Here is a 19,409-nt window from a genome sequence, read left to right on the forward strand (position 1 = left end):
CAGCGCCGATGGTACTGCATGGGAGACTGTGTGGGAGAGTAGGACACCGCCGGACATTTTGTGAGGAAGGCCCCGCCGTTCACGGCGGGGCCTTTTCCTTTTCTGGATCCGGGGACGCCGGCGGCCGGTGAAGTCCGGTGCGGCTCGCTATGTAGACGGGACTGTTCGTCAGAGTAGGGTGGCTCTGCGACTCCCCCCGACGTCCGCCTCTGCTCCCAGTGAGGACGACTGCCGACCATGAGCCAGCCACAAGAACCAGGCCAGCCGCAGTGGGCGACTCCGCATCCGCAGCCGGGCCAGAATCCACCGGCGGACAATCACGGGCAGCCGTTCGGGCCCCCGGGAATGCCCCAGGGCATGCCCCCTGGGGTTCAGTGGGGACCGCAACCGGGAGGTCCGCCAGGGCCCGGTGGCCCGCCACAGCCGGGAAGTCCGCCAGGGCCCGGGTATCCGGGTGTTCCGTACCAGCAGGGCGCTCCGTTCGGGCCTGGCGGACCGCAGGCGGCACCTGGGCGCGGGCTGAATTGGTTCGGGCTGGTGGTCGCGGGAGCGGCGTTTCTGCTGCTGGTCTCAGCGGTCCTGCCATGGGTGAAAGTGACGTTGCAGGCGGAGGGGCTCTCGTCGGGTGCCGCTCACAGTCTGGACAGGTCGTACAACGGTTTCGAAGGCACCGTCGGCTGGGGTTACCTGACGCTGCTGTGCGCTCTGGCCGCCGGCGGCCTGGGTGTGGTGGGCGCGGTTCTCCGAAATGGACGGCTCGTCGGTGCGGCGGCGATTCCGGGATTGCTCGGTCTGCTCTCCCTGGGGCTCGCCGCCACGCGTCTCGACTCCGCCAAGTCCGCGGTTCTCGACGGTCAGCCTCGTGCGCTCCCTCCCGTGGTGCACGCTCTCCTCGAGAAGCAGCTGCATGCCTCGCTGGACTTCGGCTGGTTCCTGGCGCTGCTGATGTCCCTCGTGATCACCGGCGTGGGCGTCGCGGCGTTCGTCGCCGCCGCCGGACGGTCGTCCGCTCCGGTGCCGCAGCCGCCATTGCCGAGGCAGTGATCCGTCCCGTTGTTTCTGGCCGATGCTTGCGTGACAATCGTGAGGTTTGGGGCGCTGGTGAGGTAGAGGCGCAGGATCAGGCGCCGTGATGCCGGCCGAAGGGTGATTCGGACCGGGTCGTGATCGGAGAGACATGCTCAGGCGTACTTTGGTCGGCGCGTCCGTCGCCGCGGTCGTCGTCGCGGGAACGGTGACCTATCTGGTCTCCGACGGGTCGGACGCCACGACCTCTGCGGCCGCTCAGCCCGGCCCCGGACGCGTCACCCAGCACGCGTTGCGGGACTTAACGGCCGCCAGCGCGGCGAAGAAGGTGGCGGGGCTGCCCGCCGCGTCCACCGAGCCGTTCAGCCTGCTCGGCGTGACGTGGGACAAGCCGCGGTCGGAACTGCGCGGGACGGTCCGGGTCCGGACCCGGGACGCCGCGTCCGGACGCTGGTCGGGATGGCAGGAGGTCGAGCCGGCCACCCAGGACGCCCCCGATTCCGGTGAGAGCGCGGGGCCGGGGAGCCGTGGCGGGACGAACGGCCTGTGGGTCGGCCCCTCCAACGGCGTTGAAGTGCGGGTGGCCGGGCAGGGCCGCACCCTCCCGGCCGGGTTGCGCGTCGACCTCGTCGACCCCGAAGGGGGCGCGGGCGGAAGCGGGACGTCCCGTCCGCGCGCCGCGGGCGAGGGCGGCACCGATGTCCGGCTCGCGGCCGCAGCCGACCCGGTCGACGGGCCGAGCGACTCGCCCGCCCCGGACACATCGACGAGCGCGGCTCCGGAACCGACCGACTCCGGCGGCGCGGAACCGTCGCCGTCCGAGACGCCGCCGTCCGAATCCCCGTCTCCGACGCCGACCGCGACCGCGACCCCGACCGCTTCGCCGTCGGGGGCCGCGGGAGCCGCGACCGCGGTCACCGCGCCGAAGCCGGCGATGGTGTCGCGGGCGGCGTGGGGAGCCGACGAGTCGCTGGTCAAGGACCCGCCGGAGTACGACACGTCGGTGAAGGCGGTGTTCGTCCACCACTCCGACACCGGCAACTCCTACACGTGCGCCGAGGCCCCGTCCGTGGTGCGGTCGATCTTCCTGTACCACGTGAAGAGCGAGGGCTGGAACGACATCGGCTACAACTTCCTCGTGGACAAGTGCGGCACCGTGTACGAGGGCCGCGGGGGCGGCGTCGACCGTCCGGTGCACGGCGCCCACACGTACGGGTTCAACACCGACACGGCCGGGATCGCCGTGCTCGGCACCTACACGAACGCGAACGAGACGCCGGCGGGCGTCGCGCCGACGCAGGCGGCGCTGAACGGCGTCGCGAAGGTGGCGGCGTGGAAGCTCGGCCTGACGGGCGTCGACCCGACGGGGAAGACGACGCTGACGTCGATGGCGCCGGACGGGACCGGCGGGAAGTACCCGTACGGGCAGAAGGTGTCGTTCGACACGATCTCCGGGCACCGTGACGGGTTCGCCACGGCCTGCCCGGGCGCGCAGCTGTACGCCAAGCTCGGCGACATCCGCACCGCCGCGAAGAAGCTCACCACCCCGGCGGTGGCCGTCACGCTGACCGGCGCGACGAACGCGGGCGGGCGCTACTACACGAAGAGCACGGTGACGGTCGGGTGGAAGCCGGTCGCGTCCGCGACGTACCAGGTCCGCGTGGACGGGGCGGTCGCGGCGACCCCGGCGGCGGGCGCGTCGTCCGCGGAGCTGACGCTCCAGCCGGGCACGCACAGCGTCGTGGTCCACGCGACGTACAGCGACGGCAGCACCGCCGACTCGCCGGCGTCCACGGTCGTCGCGGACGTCACCAAGCCCGTCTTCGCGACGCCGCCGGCGCTGTCGCTGCGGCGGGCGACGGTCAGCACCACCGGCGTTCCCGTCACGCTCGGCTGGAAGGCCACCGACAACGCGCTGCTCAACTCTGTCAAGGCGACGTCGCCGGCCGCCAAGACGTTCGCGGCCACCACGACGAGCTGGGCGGCGACGGCGAAGCCGGGGACGGCGCAGTCGTGGTCGCTGACCGCCGCCGACGCCGCCGGGAACACCGCGGCGTCCGGCATCTCCCGGAGCGTCGCGCTCATGCCGGAGGGCCAGTCGACCCGCACGGGCACCTGGAAGAAGACGACGAACAGCTCCTACCTCGGCGGGTACGGGCTCTACAGCGCGAGCAAGGGCGCGAGCGCGAGCTGGACGTTCACCGGGCGCGAGGCGGGCCTGATCGTCAAGCGGCAGTCGAACGTGGGCGCGGTCGTCGTCTACGTGGACGGCGTGAAGGTCGGCACGCTCGACACCCGCGCGTCGACGCTCGCGTACCGGCAGCTCGTCTGGTCGCGGGCCTGGAAGTCCAGCGGCAAGCACACGATCAAGGTCGTCGTCGCGGGGACGTCGGGGCGGCCGACCGTCTGCATCGACGGGATCGCCTACATCGGCTGAGGGGACGGACACCGAAGGGCCCGGCGTGCGCGACGCCGGGCCCTTCGGCCTTTCCGCGTTCTTCGGGCTCTCCTGGCCCTTCGGCCGTCAGCAGGTCCTTCGGATGCCGCCGGCCGGTCAGATCTCCTCGCCCGCGAGGACCGCGTCGGCGTCGACGATCCGGTAGGCGTAGCCCTGCTCGGCGAGGAAGCGCTGCCGGTGGGCGGCGTAGTCCTGGTCGAGGGTGTCGCGGGCGACGACGGCGTAGAAGCGGGCGCCCTGCCCGGACGCCTTCGGCCGCAGGAGGCGGCCGAGGCGCTGCGCCTCCTCCTGCCGCGACCCGTACGCGCCGGACACCTGGACGGCGACGGTCGCCTCCGGCAGGTCGATGGAGAAGTTCGCGACCTTCGACACGACCAGCACGTTCAGCTCGCCGGACCGGAACGCGTCGAACAGCCGCTCGCGCTCGCGGACCCGCGTCTCGCCCTTGATGACCGGCGCGTCCAGCAGCGCGCCGAGCTCGTCGAGCTGGTCGATGTACTGGCCGATGACGAGGGTCTGCTCGCCGCGGTGCCGGTCGACGAGCGCCTGGATGAGCTTGGTCTTGGTGTCGGTGGTGGCGCAGAAGCGGTACCGCTCCTCGGGCTCGGCGGTGGCGTACGCGAGCCGCTCGGAGTCGGTGAGGGTGACGCGGACCTCGACGCAGTCGGCGGGCGCGATCCAGCCCTGCGTCTCCATGTCCTTCCACGGCGCGTCGTACCGCTTCGGGCCGATGAGGGAGAACACGTCGCCCTCTCGGTTGTCCTCGCGGACGAGCGTGGCGGTGAGGCCGAGGCGGCGGCGGGCCTGCAGGTCCGCGGTCATCCGGAAGATCGGCGCGGGCAGCAGGTGGACCTCGTCGTAGACGACCAGGCCCCAGTCGCGGGCGTCGAACAGCTCCAGGTGCGTGTAGACGCCCTTCCGGCGCGTCGTCATGATCTGGTAGGTGGCGATGGTGACCGGCCGGATCTCCTTCTTCGTGCCGGTGTACTCGCCGATCTCGTCCTCGGTGAGCGAGGTGCGCCGGAGCAGCTCCTGCTTCCACTGGTGGGCCGAGACGGTGTTGGTGACCAGGATCAGCGTGGTCGCCTCGGCGCGGGCCATCGCGGCGGCGCCGACGATGGTCTTCCCCGCGCCGCAGGGCAGGACGACGACGCCGGACCCGCCGTGCCAGAACGCCTCGGCGGCGTCGCGCTGGTAGGAGCGCAGCTCCCAGCCGTCCTGGACGAGGGAGATGGCGTGCGCCTCGCCGTCGACGTAGCCGGCGAGGTCCTCGGCGGGCCAGCCGAGCTTGAGCAGCGCCTGCTTCAGCGAGCCGCGCTCGCTCGGGTGGACGATGACGGTGTCGTCGGCGACCCGGTCGCCGATCATGCCCTTGATCTTCTTGGCGCGGAGCACCTCCTCCAGGACCGAGCGGTCCGAGGAGGACAGGACGAGCCCGTGCACGGGGTGCTTCTCCAGCCGCAGCCGCCCGTAGCGCGCCATGGTGTCGGCGATGTCGACCAGGAGCGCGTGCGGGACGGGGTAGCGGGAGTAGGTGATCAGGGTGTCGACGACCTGCTCGGCGTCGTGCCCGGCGGCGCGGGCGTTCCACAGCGCGAGCGGCGTGACCCGGTAGGTGTGGACGTGCTCGGGCGCCCGTTCGAGCTCGGCGAACGGGGCGATGTCCTTGCGGCAGGCGCCGGCCAGTTCGTGGTCGACCTCCAGCAGCAGCGTCTTGTCGGATTGGACGATGAGCGGACCGTCGGTCAATGCAGAAGCCCCCGTCGATGATGGCGATGGCTCGTCCGGACGCCGTGCACGCTACCCGAGGCATGCCGGCGCGTCGCGCGTTCCGGGCGGGCCGCAGGGTTCAACGCCCGATCCGTCCGGGATATTGCGTCGGCCGCCGCCAGTGCGTTCGCGGCCGCCAGTGCACTCGCGGCCGCCGGCGCGTTCGCGGGTGCCGGCACCGCGTTCGTGGGCGCCGATACGGCGTCAGCGGCCGGTGAGGGCGCCGCAGACGGAGGCGAGCAGGCCGGGGAAGCGCGCTTCGAGGTCGTCGCGGCGGAGCGAGAGGAGGTTCTCGCGGCCGTGGGGGCGCTGCCAGATGACGCCGCTGTCGCGCAGGACGCGCCAGTGGTGGGTGAGCGTCGACTTCGAGATGTCGTCGAGGATGCTGCCGCAGTTGTGCTCGCCGCCGTCGGAGAGGACGCCGACGATGCGCAGCCGCAGCGGGTTGCCGAGGGCGGCGAGGACGTTCTCCAGCAGGATCTGGTCCCGGTCGGGGTGCTGGGCGATCATGCCCACCAGCCTACGCGAGAGTACGTCAGTACGAATATTGACGAACAGTAGGACTGTACGAGAACATTCGAACAGTCGTTTCCGATCTTCCGAGAAGGCAGGACCGTTCGCATGCCCGCACCCGATCGCCGCCGGACGGGCGGGAGCCTCGCGCTCCTGGCCCTGGCGCAGCTGATCTTCTCCCTGGACCTCAACATCGTCTACGTGGCGCTCCCCGACATCGGCGCCGACCTCGGCTTCTCCGGCCAGACCCAGCAGTGGGTCATCAGCGCCTACGTGGTGCTGGCCGGCGGGTTCCTGCTGCTCGGCGGGCGCGCCGCCGACCTGCTCGGACGCCGCCGGACGTTCGTCGCCGCCCTCACCGTCTACGCGCTGTCCTCGCTCGCCGGCGGTCTCGCGGGCGCGCCCGGAGTGATCATCGCGGCGCGGGCCGTCCAGGGGATCGGCGGGGCGCTGCTGCTGCCGTCCACCCTGTCGCTGCTCAACACGCTGTTCGAGGAGGGGCCGCGCCGCAACCGGGCCCTCGCGGTGTGGGGCGGCGCCGGGGCGAGCGGGCTGACCATCGGCGCGCTGCTCGGCGGCGTCCTGACGCAGGCGTTCGGGTGGCCCGCCGTGTTCTTCGTGAACGTCCCGCTGGCCGGGCTCGTCGCGGTCGCGGCGCTGTTCCTGATCCCGGACGACCGGCGCGGCGCGGTCCGGGAGCGGCGCCGGTTCGACCTGCCCGGCGCACTGACCGTGACCGGCGGCGCGACCCTGCTGGTGTTCGGGCTCGTCCAGGGACCGGAGACCGGCTGGACGGACCCGCCGATCATCGGCGCGTTCGCCGCCGCCGCCGTGCTGCTGGCCGCGTTCGCCGTGATCGAGGCGCGCGGCGCGGATCCGCTGATGCCGTTCGGGCTGCTGCGCAACCGCAGCCTCGTCGTCGGGGTCGCCACCACGTTCGTGTTCATGGGGACGTTCGGCGCGCTGCCGTACTTCCTGACGGTCCTGTTCCAGAACGTGCACGGCTTCTCGGCGCTGGAGACGGGCCTGGCGTTCCTCGTCCCGTCCGTGGCGATCGCCACCGGCACCCAGCTCGGCGAGCGGATGGTGGGGCGGTTCGGGACGCGGCGGACGCTCGTCGTCGGGTTCGCCGCCGGGGTCGCGGGAACCGCGCTGCTCGCCGCCGGGTTCGACGTCGACGCCGCGTTCCTCACGACCGTGCCGGGACTGGTCGTGTCGGGGGTCGGGCAGGGGCTCGTGTGGACGGCGATGTGGATCGCCGCGTCCACCGGCGTCGCGCCGGAGCGGCAGGGCGTCGCGAACGGGATGGCGTCCACGGCGCTGAACCTCGGCAACGCGATCGGTCTGGCCGTGCTGACCGCGGTCGCGAACGCCGGAACGGGCGGGCGCACCGGCGACCTGCTGCGGGCCGCGATCGCCGACGGGGGCCGCACCGCCGTGCTGCTCGCCGCCGCGGGCATGGCCGCCGGGATGCTCGTCGCGCTCGCGCTGCACCGCCGGCGCGCCGCGGCGCCGGCCCCGGTTCAGACCCCGCCGGTCGAGGTGTAGCCCGGGTCGTGGGTGAGGATGACGACGAAGTAGACGACCGCGATGATGATGCCGATCAGCAGCGACGCCGCGAACAGCGACCAGCTCCAGATCGTCAGCCGCCGCGCCGAGGCCGGGTCGGTCTGCACGCGGCCGAGGGCGAGCGCGCCCGTCACGATGCCGGGGATGGCGACGATGTTGCAGCACAGCAGCGCCACGACGCAGTTGCACACCAGCGCCGCGATGGCGGAGCCGTTGTTCGCCGGCGCCTGCGGCACGCCGGGCGGCCCGTACGGGCCGTACGCGCCGGCGTCGTCCCATCCCGGCGTCCCGCCCTGCCCGTAGCCGCCGTACGGGTCGTGCCAGCCGGGCGGCACCCCTCCGTATCCGCTCACCGGTAGCCCTCCTCGCGCTTGAGGGCACGGTACCGGCCCGATAGCGCACATGGTTGGACAGATCGGGCGTTCCGCCGGTTCCCTTCGGCCCCCGGTGCCCTCAGGCCGCATCCGGCCGGGTCAGTGTGCGAACGGGTCAGTGTGCCAGCCGGGGCACTGTGCCAGCCGGGTCAGTGCGCCAGCCGGGTCAGGACTCGTCGTCCAGCTCGGCGACGCCGGTGATGCGGTGCAGCGCGAACCGGTGCACGGCGGCGCGGGTCGCGTCGTAGCCGGTGAGGAAGCCGCCCTCCACCCGGACCGGCTCGACGATCCGGCTGGACGCCTGGCCCTGCTGGTCGAGGTAGCCGATCCAGACCCGGCCGCCGCGGTCGACGGCGCCGCGCAGCCGCTCGATCGTCGCCATCGCCGGGGACCGGGGCGGCTCCCCGGACGGGGCGTCCGCGCGCAGCCGCGCCTGCTCGGCGCCGTGCCGGGCCGCCTCGTCGCCGGCCCGCAGCGCGCGCACCGCCGCCGAGATCATCGAGTCGTCCGCGGTCTCGTCCGGGCGCAGCCGGACGATCTCGGCGGTCGGCGGCGGCTCGGCGCGCTGCGCGTCCGGCCGCGTCACGATCACCCCGCCGCCCGGCGACTCGGCCACCGGCGCGAGGCCCATCGCGCGCAGCCCGTCGAGCAGCTCGCCGCGGTGCAGGCTGGACGCCAGCACCGTCGGGGCGAGCCTGTGCAGCCGCAGCGCCGCCGCGCGCCGGTCGGCGAGGATCTCGTCCAGCGTGCCGGCGGAGTCCGTCCGCACGTACGAGGCGAGGGAGCCGACCCGCAGGTGCCCGTGCCGGCGCGCCACGTCGTCGATGAGGTAGGTGAGCGGCTGCGGCAGCGGCGTCGCCGAGTGCCGGGCCAGCAGGCCGGTGACGTCGTCGGCGGTGCGCCCGGCGTCCAGGGCGCGGCGGATCGACTCGGGGGTGAACCGGTACACGGTCGCGCCGCCGGTCGACTCGACGTCGGCGGCGAGCGCCAGCTCCCGGCTCAGCTCGGTGACCAGCGGGCCCGGCGCGACGGCGGTCAGGTCCGCCTGGATGAGGATCCGGTCGACCGGGTCGGGCAGGTACTTCTCCAGGCCGGGCTCGGGGTCGCCGCCGGCGAGCAGGTCGCGGGCGAACGGCGCGAGCTCGCCGAACCCGGTGAGGCCGAGCGCCGCCGCCTCGCGCAGCGTCCAGCCGACCAGCCGGTCGCGGGCCGGGCCGCCGCGCCGGGGGCGCAGCCACGCCAGCCGGGCCCGCAGCGCGTCGGCGTCCACCGCGGTGCCGCGCTCGGCGCCCGCGAGGATCTCCAGGACGGTGCGGCGGGTCGCGGGCGCGCTGCTGCGCACCATCGCCTCGCTCAGCGCGTTGATCAACCGGTCCCGGTCGTCGCGCTCCCCGGCGAGGCCGGCGGCCCGGTCCGACTTCAGCCAGCCGCGCGCCAGCTCCGTCCAGCGGCCCGCGGTGTCGCGCATCAGCCACAGGTCGTAGGCGGGGGTCGGCAGCCACTCGCCGTCGAGGTCGCCGCTGCGGGTGAGCAGGCCCGCCGCGTACGCGACCTCGACCAGCAGCGCCGCCTTCCACTCCGGGACGTCCAGCAGCGTCGCGGCGTTGCGCAGGTCGCGGACGGCCAGGCCGCCGCTGCGCAGCACCGGCGGCGGGTCCAGGCCCCAGCGCTCCAGCAGCTCCTCGATGAGCCGGACCGCGTTGAACGCCTCGCCGGCGGCGGCGCGGACCACCATGTCCTCGCCGCGCGGGCCACCGGACGGCGCGTCGCCGAGCGGCGGCGGCTCGGCCGGGAGGTCCTGGAACAGGCGGCCGCCGCGCAGGTGGAGCGCGATCTCCCGGGGCAGCGTGACCGTCCGGTCGTCCTCGGCGGCGAGGAGCCCGCGCGCGAGGAGGCGCTCGATCGGGGTCGCGGCGGTGTCGACCCGGACGGGACGGCGCGCGTCGGCGACCCGCCCCACCGGAGGCCCCCAGGCGAGCGCGTCCAGCGCGGACCGGGCCTCCGGGCCGGCGGCCTCGACCAGCGGCGCCGGGTCGGCCAGCAGCTCGGCGAGCCGGCGCAGCAGCCGGGCCGCGTCGGCGAACCCGCGCGGCGCCTCGCCCTGCAGGTCGGTGACCAGTGCGGCGAGCCGCTCGACGGGGTATCCGGCGAACACCTCCCGGACGGGCGGGCCCAGCCCCGCCGGATGCGGCAGGCCCTGCCGGACGCCCGGCGCGGCGTTCAGCGCGCCGTCGCCGCCGTTCCACACGAGCCCGAACCGCAGCAGCCGGTCGACGGCGTCGCCGGCCTGGTCCGCGGTGGCGCCGAGCGCGGCGGCCAGCGCGTCCGGGAGCACCGGCGAGGGCAGGACGAGGACCGCCTCCAGCGCCGCGAGCGTGAACCGGTCGAGCCGGTCGAGGGCGCGCGACACCGCGGCGGGCGTCGCGGCGCGCGCGGCGAGCGCGGTCAGGTCCGCGGGGACGGGCGCGAGCAGCTCCGGACGCGCGGACAGCAGCGCGCGGAGCTCGTCGTCGGCTCGTGCGCGCAGCCAGTCCGCATACGATTCCATGCCGTTCGCCACCTTAGTGTCGCGGGCGTCCCGGCTCGCCGCGCCCCGGAAACGGGGCGTTTCCGCATGTCGGACGCTGCGAGTGCGGGACCCTCCCAGCGTATGAGCGGAACGGTGCGGCCGGTCCGGCGCGGCGGCACGTGGAGGAACGCGTGCCGGACACGCCGTCCGGCGCGATACGGGAACCGGCCGGAACGGCGGGTCAGGACGCCGGCGTGCGCTCCAGGTTCACCAGGCCGAGCCCGAGCCGGGCCCAGCTCTCCACGAACCGCTTCTCGTCGATCCGCGTCGGCGGCTCGTACATCGACTCGTTCGCCAGCCAGTAGTTGACGACGGCGCCGCCCAGGATCGAGGCGACCGCCGCCCAGTCCTCCTCGGCGCCCGCGTACTCCGGCTGCTGCGACAGCCAGGTCGCGATGCCGTCGTACAGCGGGTTGACGATGCCCTCGCGCATCTCGGCGACCAGGTTCGGGAACTGGTCGAGGTCGCGGAACAGCACCCGGATCAGGTCCTGCTCCTCGCGCATCTTCGCCAGCCCGGCCTGGCAGGTCATCCGCAGCCGCACCTCGAGCGGGCGGTCGGCGAACACCTCCGCCTGGTCCAGCACGGTGGTGATCTGCTGCCGGGTCCGCTCGATGTGCTCGCGGATCGCGGAGGCCAGCACCTCCTCCTTCGACCGGAAGTGCCGGTACAGGCCCCCCGCGCCGGGCGACAGCCCGGCCGCCGCCTCGATCTCGGCCACCGAGGTCGCCGCGTAGCCCCGGTCGGCGAACAGACGGAGCGACTCGGCCACGATCCGCTCGCGCGTAGATGTCGTCATGGTGATGAATTCCTCCGGAAGAACAGTAAGGCATCTTGGACCTGCGGGCTCCTGCCGCGCCCCGGCGCGCCCGAATTCGTGACGCGTCTCGCCCCGCGCCGGGGGCGACTAGAGTTCGATGCCCGCGCCCCTGTGCCGGAAGGGGCGTCGCCGGAAGGGTCGACGATGTTCATGTCTCCGCGGAAGGCGGCCGACGGGGCCTTCCTCCCCGAGGACTTCGTGGTGCCCACGCTGGTCGCCGGACCCCGGTTCCAGATCCGCCCGATCACCGTCCACGACGTCGTCAAGGACTACGGCGCGGTGATCGGCAGCCTGGACCGGCTCGCCGGCCGGTTCGGCCCGGAGTGGGGCTGGCCGGACCGCGAGTTCACCTTCGAGCAGGCGCTGATCGACGTCGCGTGGCTGCAGAAGGAGGGTCAGCTGCGCCGCTCCTTCAGCTACGTGGTGAACACGCCGGACGGGGAACGCCAGCTCGGCCGCATCCACGTCGCCCCGTCCGACGAGCCCGGCGCCGACGCCGTCGTGGTGTTCTGGGTCCGCGCCGACGAGGAGGACACCGCGCTGGAGAAGGACCTGGAGGACTTCGTCCGCGAGTGGGTCACCACGGCGTGGCCGTTCGACGTCGTCCGCTTCCCCGGCCGGTAGCAGGGGTCAGGCGGCGCGGCGGACGACGGCCACGATGATCCGCCCGATGACGAGGTAGACGAGAGCGGCGAGGCCGTAGTTGACGGCGATGTCGACCTTGGCGTTGTCGGGCTGGAAGACGTCCTTGAACTGCCAGGCCAGCTCGTCCGCGCGCGCGCCGAACCAGTGCACGATGTCGTTGCCGGTGTTGGCATCGAACACCACGAACAGGATGTGCACCGCCAGCACCAGCACCACGATCGTCGTCACGACCGAGATCACCGTGGCGATCAGGTTGACGGTGCGTCTGCGGGCGGCCGCCGCGGACGCGGTGAACGGCCGCCGCGACCGGTGGTCGCCCGGGTCGACGCGCGTCCCGGTCATGGCGTGCCGCGCCGTGGTGCTCGTCCCGGCGGGTTCGGTACGGGCGGGGTCCCGCCTCACCGGTTCCTGCGCGCTCATCGTGCGGTCCGTGTCGTCTGCCCTGTTGTCCGCCATGGGGCGCCCTCCTTCGCCGGGCCGGCCTGCGGCTGATCGTCCTTGGGGTGGTGGTGGCTCGTTCGAGCCCTACGTTTTTCCTGGTCAGGCGGTTTTCGCCAGGGGCCGCGGGTATCACCTCGACACGGGCGGCCGCCCGGAACCCGGCAGACCAGACCGGGCCCGGGCACCACAGGTCCCCGCGCCAAGAGTTCCCGCGCTCTCCTACTCGGATCCCGTCGCATCGCCACTACCGGGAGAGCGCGGGTACTTGCGTCCGGGCCCGTTCGGCGAGGGCCTGGTCGCCGCGGTCCGTCCCGCGCGCGCCCCGGCGTTGGCTTTCGCTCCATACCGGACCTTTACCCTGTGTGGCGTGCTGGACCTTGATTCGCCGAAGATTCCCCGTCCGGATGGTGCCGATTTCTCCGTCGGCTTCGATCTCGACCTCACGCTGGCCGACACGCGCGCCGCCATCGGCGCGGTGTACGCGGCGATCGCGGCGGAGACCGGTGTCCCCATCGACATCGACGCCGTCGTCCGGCGACTCGGCCCGCCGCTGGAGGTCGAGCTGGCGTACTGGTTCCCGCCAGAGCGGATCCCCGCGATGGCGGAGCTGTACCGGGCGCTCTACCCGGACGTCGCGCTCCCGGTGACCGAGGCCATGCCGGGCGCCGTCGCGGCGCTGGAGGCCGTCCGCGCGGTGGGCGGCCGGGTGGTCGTCGTGTCCGGGAAGAACCAGCGCGACACCGAGCGGACCGTCCGCTTCCTGGGGCTGGACGTGGACACCGTCGTCGGCGGGCTGTTCGGCGCCGACAAGGGCGCCGCGCTCCGCGAGCACGGCGCGCGCGCCTACATCGGCGACCACACCGGTGACGTGGACGCCGCGCGCGCCGCGTCCGCCGTGGCCGTCGCGGTCGCGACCGGCGCGTTCGACTCCGCCGCCCTCACCGCCTACGGGGCGGACGTCGTCCTGCCCGACCTGACCGCCTTCCCCGGGTGGCTCACGGGGTTCGCGGCGGTCTGACGGAGCGCCGGGCCGCCTCTCGCGGGGTGCCGGCGGGGCCGATATCGAGGTGCCGCGGAGGCGGCGTCCGGGATAGCTTCATCCCGTTGCCCCAGGGGCTTCGCGGGGGTCCCGGCGTGTTCACCGGTACCCGGCGAGGCACTAATCTTGGGGTCGATTCAGGACGATTACCGAACGAGGTATCCCGTGCCGACTGGCAAGGTCAAGTGGTACGACTCCGACAAGGGGTTCGGCTTCCTCACCCGCGACGACGGCGGTGAGGTCTTCGTGCACTCCTCGGCGTTGCCGGGCGGCGTGACGACGCTCAAGCCAGGCCAGCGCATCGAGTTCGGCGTGGTCGAGGGCCGGCGCGGCCAGCAGGCGCTGCAGGTGCGCGTGCTGGAGAGCCTGCCGTCGGTCGAGCGGACCATCGCCAAGCAGCGGCGCAAGAAGCCGGACGAGATGGTCGTCATCACCGAGGACCTGATCAAGCTGCTCGACGGGATCTCCAACACCTACCGGCGCGGCAAGCATCCGGCGCCGGCCGAGGCGAAGAAGATCGCGACCGTGCTGCGCGCGGTGGCGGACGACATCAGCCCCTGACCGGACGGCGCCCTGAGCAGGGCGCCTCTGGAGGGCGCGCCTCGCGGTGGTGCGTCAGGCGCGCATCCGCGTGTGCGCGTCCTTGATCGGGGTGCCCGCCGCGGCCGGGACGCGGTGGCGCGTGCCCGCGCGGCGGGTCAGCAGCAGGCCGAGCGACAGCGCGAGCGCCGCCGCGACGACCGCCAGCGCGACCCGGCCGTCCGCGACGATCGACATGCCGAGGCCGACCAGCCCGCCGACCACCCAGGCGAGCTGGTGCAGCGTCTCGGTCACCGCGAACGTGGACGAGCGGACCTCCTCGCCGATCTCCCGCTGCACGACCGCGTCCATCGACAGCTTGCCGAGGACCTGGCCGAGACCGGCCGCGAGCGCCACCGCGAGCGCCGCCCACAGGCCGAAGAACAGTGCGCTGACGGCGGTCACGGCGGTGACGGCGGCGAGCGTCGCGGTGACGATCAGCCGGGGCGCCCGCGCCTTCATCCAGGCGCCGAGGGCGGTGCCGATCAGGCCGCCGGCGCCCGCGAACGCCGCGAGCAGGCCGAGCGCGAGGTTGTGCGACACCGGGTCGAACCGCTCCTGTCGGAGCAGGAACGCCAGGTAGAGCACGAGGAAGCCGGACAGGGCGCGCAGCACGGCGTTCGCCTGCATCGCCTCCGCGACGACCGGGCCGACGCGGGGCAGCGTCCGCCAGTGCCGGGCGGGCCGGCCGGGCTCGGCGTCCGCCGCGTCCCCGGCACCGGTTCCGGTGGCGGCCGCGTCCGGCGGCGCCTCGGCGGTGTCGGGCATGTCCACGTGCTTCGGCAGCCGCATCGCGAACACGATGCCGAGCAGGAACAGCGCCGTACCGATCCGCAGCACCCAGCCGGGGCCGATCAGCACGGCGAGGCCAGCGCCCGCCGGAGCGGCGACCGAGGAGGCGATCAGCCCGGCGAACGAGGCCCGCGCGTTGGCCGTGACCAGCGTGATCTCGTCCGGCAGCAGCTGCGGCGTCACCGCCGCGCGCAGCACCCCGTACGCCTTCGAGGTCACCAGGACGCCGAACGCGGCGGGCAGGAAGGTGACCGGGTCGTTGTGCGCGACGGCGCCCGCCATGCCCCAGCACAGCAGCCCGCGGATCGCGAACGTGGCGGCCACCGCGTACCGGCGGACGTGCCGCATCCGGTCGAGCGCGGGGCCGATCAGCGGCGCGACCAGCGCGAACGGCGCCATCGTGACGAGCAGGTAGAGGGCGACCTGGCCGCGCGCCTGGTTGACGTCCAGGCCGAAGAACAGCGTCCCGGCGAGCGCGACGGTGACCATCGCGTCGCCGGCCGAGTTCAGCGCGGACGCCTCGATGAGGTCGCCGAGGCCGCTGCGCCCGGCGCCGCGCGCGTGCGTGACACGCCGGGTGAGCCGCCCGGCGCCGCACGCGGCCGAGCGCATGCCGCGCAGCGTCCTGCCCGCGCCGCCCACACCGACGCGTACGGAGCGTCGCAGTCCCATCGCGCCCTGATCTCTCCTCGCGGGATTCGTGCCGCCTCCGGCCGTCGCGACCCGCCTGGTCGCGCATCCGGCCGCCTGATTGAGAGTACGTTCCCTTTCGGCGGGCCGGATCACCTCGCGCCCGCCGCGGCCCGCGTGTCGGGTCATGCCCCGGGATGCGCGAGAATCGAGATGTGAGCCCAACGCGTCAGTCCAGCCCCGCGCGTACCGCCGCCGCGCGCACCACCTCCGGGCCCGCCCGCCGGACCCGCACGCCCGCCGTCGATCCCGCCTGCGCCGAGGCGGTGGACCTCGCGCGGACCGCGGCCGAGGAGACCGCCCGTCCCGCGCCGGTCGGGGAGCATCTCGGCCTGCGCGCCGAGGGCGACCGGGTGGTCACGCACTATTTCGCCGCGCTGGACCCGGCCTACACGGGCTGGCAGTGGGCCGTCACCGTCACCCGCGCCGCCCGCGCCAAGATCGTCACGGTGAGCGAGTGCGTGCTGCTGCCCGGCGACGACGCGCTGCTCGCGCCGCAGTGGGTGCCGTGGCTGGAGCGGCTGCGGCCCGGCGACCTCGGCCCCGGCGACCTGCTGCCGACCGCGCCCGACGACGTCCGGCTCGCCCCCGGCTACGCGCAGGTCGACGAGTCCGTCGAGCGCGAGGCGCAGTGGGAGCTCGGCCTCGGCCGGGTCCGGGTGCTGTCCCGCGAGGGCCGCGACGAGGCCGCCGCCCGCTGGTACGACGGCGTCGCGGGGCCCCGCGCGCCGATCGCGGCGTCCGCGCCGGCGCAGTGCTCCACCTGCGGGTTCTACGTGTCGCTCGCGGGCGGCCTGCGGCAGATGTTCGGCGTGTGCGCCAACGAGTACGCCCCGGACGACGGCCGCGTGGTGTCCGCCGACCACGGCTGCGGCGCGCACTCCGAGGCCGTCAACCTTCCGGCGGCGTCCGAGCACAACCCGCCGGTGATCGACGAGCTGGGCTACGACGTCGTCCCGTCCGCCGGCGAGGACGCCGGGTCGCTGGACGACGAGGCGCTCGGGCACAGCTGACCGCGACGAGACCGGACCGGGGGCGCGCGCCGTCCCTCCGACGAGCCGCGACCCGCGCGGCGAGGTGGTGACCGAGGTGGCCGCGGACCCGTTCGGCACGCGCGTGCTGCGCGAGCGCGTCCTGCGTGCCTGGGACGAGTCCCCGGCGCGCTTCCGCGAGGACGCCAACACCGAGGAGGACCACGCCCTCGGCGGCTACCGCGACCGCGTGGTCATCGAGCTGGCGCAGAACGCGGCGGACGCCGCGCTGCGCGCCGCCGTCCCCGGGCGGCTGCGGCTGTCGCTGGACCCCGCCGGCGCGGTGCTGACGGCGGCGAACACGGGCGCGCCGCTGGACGCCGCGGGCGTCGAGGCCCTCTCCACGCTGCGGGCGTCCGCGAAGCGCGACGACGCGGGCGCGGTGGGGCGGTTCGGCGTCGGGTTCGCGGCGGTCGTCGCCGTGACCTCCGAGCCGTCGATCACATCCCGGACCGGCGGCGTCGAATGGTCGGAGGACCGGGCGCGCGCGCTCGCGGGCGGCCTCGCCGGGGTCGCGGACGAGCTGGCGCGGCGGGAGGGCCGGGTCCCGCTGCTGCGGCTGCCGTTCGAGGCCGAGGCGCCGCCGGAGATCCCGGACGGGTTCGACACGGTCGTCCGGCTGCCGCTGCGGGCGGGCGCGGCCGATTCCGTGCGGCGGCAGCTGGAGCAGGTGGACGCGGCGCTGATGCTGGCGCTGCCCGCATTGGAGACCGTCGAGATCGACATCGGCGGCGACGTCCGGGTACTCACCGCGGAGCGGCGCCAACCGGGGCTGGTCGTCGTCGACGGGCAGGCGTGGCGGACCGTCGAGGCGCATGGGGCGACGCCTGGAGAACTGCTTGAGGACCGGCCCGTCGAGGAACGGGCGCGCGCGTCCTGGCAGGTGCGATGGGCGCTCCCCGAGGAGGGCCTGCCGGACGGTACGCCCGCCGTCGTGCACGCGCCCACGCCCAGCGACGAGCGGCTCGACCTGCCGGCGCTGCTCATAGCGTCGTTCCCGCTCGCGCCTGACAGGCGGCATGTCGCGCCAGGCCCCTTGACCGACTTCCTCGTGGCGCGGGCCGCCGAGGCGTACGTGGACCTGCTGAAGGCGCGTCCGGCCGAGCCGCGCTTGCTCGATCTGGTGCCCGGCCCTGTGGGCGCCGGGGAACTCGACGCGCGGCTGCGGCGGGCCGTCCGCGAACTCCTGCCGGAAGCGGCGCTTCTCCCCGTCCCGGACGACCCCGAGGGCCGCCGGATGCGCGGCCGGGACGCCGTGGCGCTGGACGCGCCCGCCGCCTTCCTGGACCTCCTGGCGGGGCGCGCCGGCGAGGAGGCCGTCGTCGGCGGGCTCCTGCCGCCCGGCTGGCCGGCGCGGAGCCCGGCGCTCGCCGCGCTCGGCGTCCGCCGCGTCGAGCTGGCCGACGTCGTGGACGAGCTGGCCGCTGTGGACCGCGGACCGCGCTGGTGGCATCGGGCGTACGAGGCGCTCACCGAGGCCGCCAGGGACGCTCTGGGGGCGCTTCCGGTGCCGCTGGCGGGCGAGGCGGGACGGCTGGTGCGCGGACCGCGCGGCCTGCTGATCGCGGACGGCGTCGATCCGGCGGGCCTCGACGCGCTCGGGCTGCGGTTCGTGCATCCCGACGCCGTCCATCCGCTGCTGCTGCGGCTCGGCGCGGTCGAGGCGGGCCCGCGGGCGGTGCTCGCCGACCCGGCGGTGCGGGCCGCCGTGGAGGACTCCTTCGACGCCGACGACCCCGGCGCCGTCGCCGAGGCCGTCCTGGGCCTGGTCGCGGCGGCCCGGCTCGACCCCGGCGAGGAGCCGTGGCTGGCCGAGCTGGCGCTCCCCGGCGACGACGGCGATCTCTACCCCGCCGGCGAGCTGCTCCTGCCGGACAGCCCGCTGCGGACCGTGATGGCCGGCGACGCGCCGTTCGGCGTCATCGCGCCCGAGACGCTGGAGCGGTGGGGCGCCGAGACCCTCACCGCCGCGGGCGTGCTGGACGGCTTCGCCATCGCGCGCGCGGAGGACGTGAACCTGTCCGGCCTGCTGGACGAGGCCGAGACGCTCGAACTCGACGACGAGGACCGCTGGGCCGACCACGTCCTCGAACGGATCGGCCCGCAGGAACTGCCGCCGCACGTGCCGGAGTTCCAGGCCGTCCGCGATCTGGAACTGGTCGACGACTGGCCCGCCGCACTACGGCTCCTGGCCGCACCGCCATGGCGCGCCGCGATCGTGGAGCCCGCCCATGTCGCCCTGTACACGGGCCACCGCGCCGTGGTCCCGTCCTACACCGCGTGGTGGCTGAGTCACCGCCCCATCCTGGACGGCCGCAGGCCGGGCGAGTTCCGCCTCCGAGGCGACGACGCGCTCGCAGGGCTCTACGACATCGCCCCAGAGGGATTCGACGAGCAGCTACTGCTGGCCTTGGGCGTCCGTACATCGCTGGCCGATCTGCTGGACGAACCCGGTGGCGCCCAAGAGCTGCTCGACCGGATGGGCGATCCGGAACGCACCGTGAGCCGCGTCCAACTCGGCGGTCTATGGACGGCCCTCGCCGACGCCGACGTCACGGTAGAGCCGCCCGAAAGTGTGCGCGCGGTGGTGGACGGCGTGGTCGAGGTCGTCGACGCCGCCGACGCCCTCGTCCTGGACGGCCCCGACGTCCTGCCGCTACTGGCCGGGCAGCCCCTCGTCATCGCCGCGCAGGGACGGGACGCGCGGCTCGCCGAACTGCTCGACCTGCCCGTGGCCGGTGACGAGGTGCCCGGCGCGGTGGAGACAGCGGGGGAGAAGCGGCCCGTCCCGGACGCCGTCCGGGCGGTGCTGCCGCACGCGCCGGAGACCTACCTCGCGCACGAGCGGCTCATCGTGGACGGCCAGGACGTCCCGTGGTGGACGAGGGACGGCGAAGTCCACGCGAGCGGGACCGGCGGCCTCGCGCGCGCGCTCGCGTGGTCCTGCGAGGACTGGGCGGCCAGGCTCCTCGCCGAGGCCGTCCTCCGCGACCCGGACGCCCTGCCCCTCCTGCTGGCCGAGGACGACCTGGAGCCCTAGCCCCGGGGTTCTGGACGTCCTTGAGTTCTGGGCGGCCTGGCTTCCAGCCGTCC

At 74.4% G+C, this 19,409-nt stretch carries 15 protein-coding genes; 8 read left to right on the top strand and 7 right to left on the bottom strand.

Annotated features, from left to right (window positions below; all coding sequences use genetic code 11):
• The first annotated feature begins 537 nt into the window (after positions 1–537).
• Complete coding sequence (locus ABT299_RS14735) at positions 538–1,044, top strand: hypothetical protein (protein WP_500251081.1); 507 nt, start codon at positions 538–540, stop codon at positions 1,042–1,044.
• 133 nt (positions 1,045–1,177) lie between these two features.
• The gene (locus ABT299_RS14740; RefSeq protein WP_500251082.1) at positions 1,178–3,463 is read left to right on the top strand and encodes a peptidoglycan recognition protein family protein; all 2,286 of its coding nucleotides are present in this window, start codon (positions 1,178–1,180) and stop codon (positions 3,461–3,463) included.
• 117 nt (positions 3,464–3,580) lie between these two features.
• Here the strand turns inward: ABT299_RS14740 and ABT299_RS14745 are convergent, their stop codons facing one another.
• Together ABT299_RS14745 and ABT299_RS14750 are read right to left on the bottom strand one after the other, a co-directional pair.
• Positions 3,581–5,233, bottom strand: a complete 1,653-nt coding sequence (locus tag ABT299_RS14745) for a DNA repair helicase XPB (protein ID WP_190868494.1) — start codon at positions 5,231–5,233, stop codon at positions 3,581–3,583.
• A 225-nt stretch (positions 5,234–5,458) separates the two neighbouring features.
• Positions 5,459–5,764 carry an ArsR/SmtB family transcription factor gene (locus ABT299_RS14750; RefSeq protein ID WP_387027498.1) on the bottom strand — a complete coding sequence of 102 codons (306 nt, stop codon included), beginning with the start codon at positions 5,762–5,764 and terminating at the stop codon, positions 5,459–5,461.
• Between the two features lie 111 nt (positions 5,765–5,875).
• Here ABT299_RS14750 and ABT299_RS14755 point away from each other — a divergent pair, with 111 nt between their 5' ends.
• Entirely contained in the window at positions 5,876–7,315 is a 1,440-nt protein-coding gene (locus ABT299_RS14755; protein WP_500251083.1) for an MFS transporter, read from the top strand.
• On the opposite strand, the gene ABT299_RS14760 is transcribed toward ABT299_RS14755, so the two are convergent.
• The 3 genes from ABT299_RS14760 to ABT299_RS14770 all read right to left on the bottom strand — a co-directional run bounded on the left by ABT299_RS14760 (position 7,291) and on the right by ABT299_RS14770 (position 11,078).
• Entirely contained in the window at positions 7,291–7,689 is a 399-nt protein-coding gene (locus tag ABT299_RS14760) for a hypothetical protein (protein ID WP_387027502.1), read from the bottom strand. The two genes, ABT299_RS14755 and ABT299_RS14760, sit on opposite strands and share 25 nt — an antisense overlap.
• Before the next feature lie 187 nt (positions 7,690–7,876).
• Entirely contained in the window at positions 7,877–10,258 is a 2,382-nt protein-coding gene (locus tag ABT299_RS14765) for a helicase-associated domain-containing protein (protein WP_500251084.1), read from the bottom strand.
• A 202-nt stretch (positions 10,259–10,460) separates the two neighbouring features.
• On the bottom strand, positions 10,461–11,078 hold the full coding sequence (locus tag ABT299_RS14770) for a TetR/AcrR family transcriptional regulator (protein ID WP_387027506.1): 618 nt from the start codon (positions 11,076–11,078) through the stop codon (positions 10,461–10,463).
• A 165-nt stretch (positions 11,079–11,243) separates the two neighbouring features.
• Between ABT299_RS14770 and ABT299_RS14775 the strand changes: the two genes are divergently transcribed.
• Positions 11,244–11,723, top strand: a complete 480-nt coding sequence (locus tag ABT299_RS14775) for a GNAT family N-acetyltransferase (RefSeq protein WP_241756582.1) — start codon at positions 11,244–11,246, stop codon at positions 11,721–11,723.
• 6 nt (positions 11,724–11,729) lie between these two features.
• Here ABT299_RS14775 and ABT299_RS14780 read toward each other — a convergent pair whose 3' ends face one another.
• Positions 11,730–12,200 (bottom strand): hypothetical protein, encoded by a 471-nt coding sequence (locus tag ABT299_RS14780; RefSeq protein WP_500251085.1) that lies wholly within the window; start codon positions 12,198–12,200, stop codon positions 11,730–11,732.
• 352 nt (positions 12,201–12,552) lie between these two features.
• On the opposite strand from ABT299_RS14780, the gene ABT299_RS14785 reads away from it, so the two are divergent.
• Both ABT299_RS14785 and ABT299_RS14790 read left to right on the top strand, forming a co-directional pair.
• A complete protein-coding gene (locus tag ABT299_RS14785; RefSeq protein ID WP_347257155.1) occupies positions 12,553–13,203 on the top strand; it encodes an HAD family hydrolase in 651 nt (216 codons plus the stop codon).
• A gap of 186 nt (positions 13,204–13,389) precedes the next feature.
• Positions 13,390–13,785, top strand: coding sequence for a cold shock domain-containing protein (locus tag ABT299_RS14790; protein WP_190868487.1), 396 nt, complete (start codon positions 13,390–13,392; stop codon positions 13,783–13,785).
• A gap of 54 nt (positions 13,786–13,839) precedes the next feature.
• On the opposite strand, the gene ABT299_RS14795 is transcribed toward ABT299_RS14790, so the two are convergent.
• On the bottom strand, positions 13,840–15,267 hold the full coding sequence (locus ABT299_RS14795; RefSeq protein ID WP_500251086.1) for an MFS transporter: 1,428 nt from the start codon (positions 15,265–15,267) through the stop codon (positions 13,840–13,842).
• A 284-nt stretch (positions 15,268–15,551) separates the two neighbouring features.
• On the opposite strand from ABT299_RS14795, the gene ABT299_RS14800 reads away from it, so the two are divergent.
• Positions 15,552–16,298: a DUF3027 domain-containing protein gene (locus ABT299_RS14800; RefSeq protein ID WP_347257156.1), complete on the top strand. Its 747-nt coding sequence runs from the start codon at positions 15,552–15,554 to the stop codon at positions 16,296–16,298.
• A 67-nt stretch (positions 16,299–16,365) separates the two neighbouring features.
• A complete protein-coding gene (locus tag ABT299_RS14805) occupies positions 16,366–19,356 on the top strand; it encodes a sacsin N-terminal ATP-binding-like domain-containing protein (protein WP_500251087.1) in 2,991 nt (996 codons plus the stop codon).
• Positions 19,357–19,409: the final 53 nt, after the last annotated feature.

Origin of the sequence: Spirillospora sp. NPDC000708, assembly GCF_040299565.1 — a bacterium.
In the GTDB taxonomy this organism is placed as follows: Bacteria; Actinomycetota; Actinomycetes; order Streptosporangiales; family Streptosporangiaceae; genus Spirillospora.

What these genes read in the sequence shown, in the direction of transcription:
- ABT299_RS14740 (WP_500251082.1), top strand. Translation starts at nt 1,178, where the DNA reads ATGCTCAGGCGTACTTTGGTCGGCGCGTCCGTCGCCGCGGTCGTCGTC.
- ABT299_RS14750 (WP_387027498.1), bottom strand. Translation starts at nt 5,764, where the DNA reads ATGATCGCCCAGCACCCCGACCGGGACCAGATCCTGCTGGAGAACGTC.
- ABT299_RS14755 (WP_500251083.1), top strand. Translation starts at nt 5,876, where the DNA reads ATGCCCGCACCCGATCGCCGCCGGACGGGCGGGAGCCTCGCGCTCCTG.
- ABT299_RS14765 (WP_500251084.1), bottom strand. Translation starts at nt 10,258, where the DNA reads ATGGAATCGTATGCGGACTGGCTGCGCGCACGAGCCGACGACGAGCTC.
- ABT299_RS14770 (WP_387027506.1), bottom strand. Translation starts at nt 11,078, where the DNA reads ATGACGACATCTACGCGCGAGCGGATCGTGGCCGAGTCGCTCCGTCTG.
- ABT299_RS14775 (WP_241756582.1), top strand. Translation starts at nt 11,244, where the DNA reads ATGTTCATGTCTCCGCGGAAGGCGGCCGACGGGGCCTTCCTCCCCGAG.
- ABT299_RS14780 (WP_500251085.1), bottom strand. Translation starts at nt 12,200, where the DNA reads ATGGCGGACAACAGGGCAGACGACACGGACCGCACGATGAGCGCGCAG.
- ABT299_RS14795 (WP_500251086.1), bottom strand. Translation starts at nt 15,267, where the DNA reads ATGGGACTGCGACGCTCCGTACGCGTCGGTGTGGGCGGCGCGGGCAGG.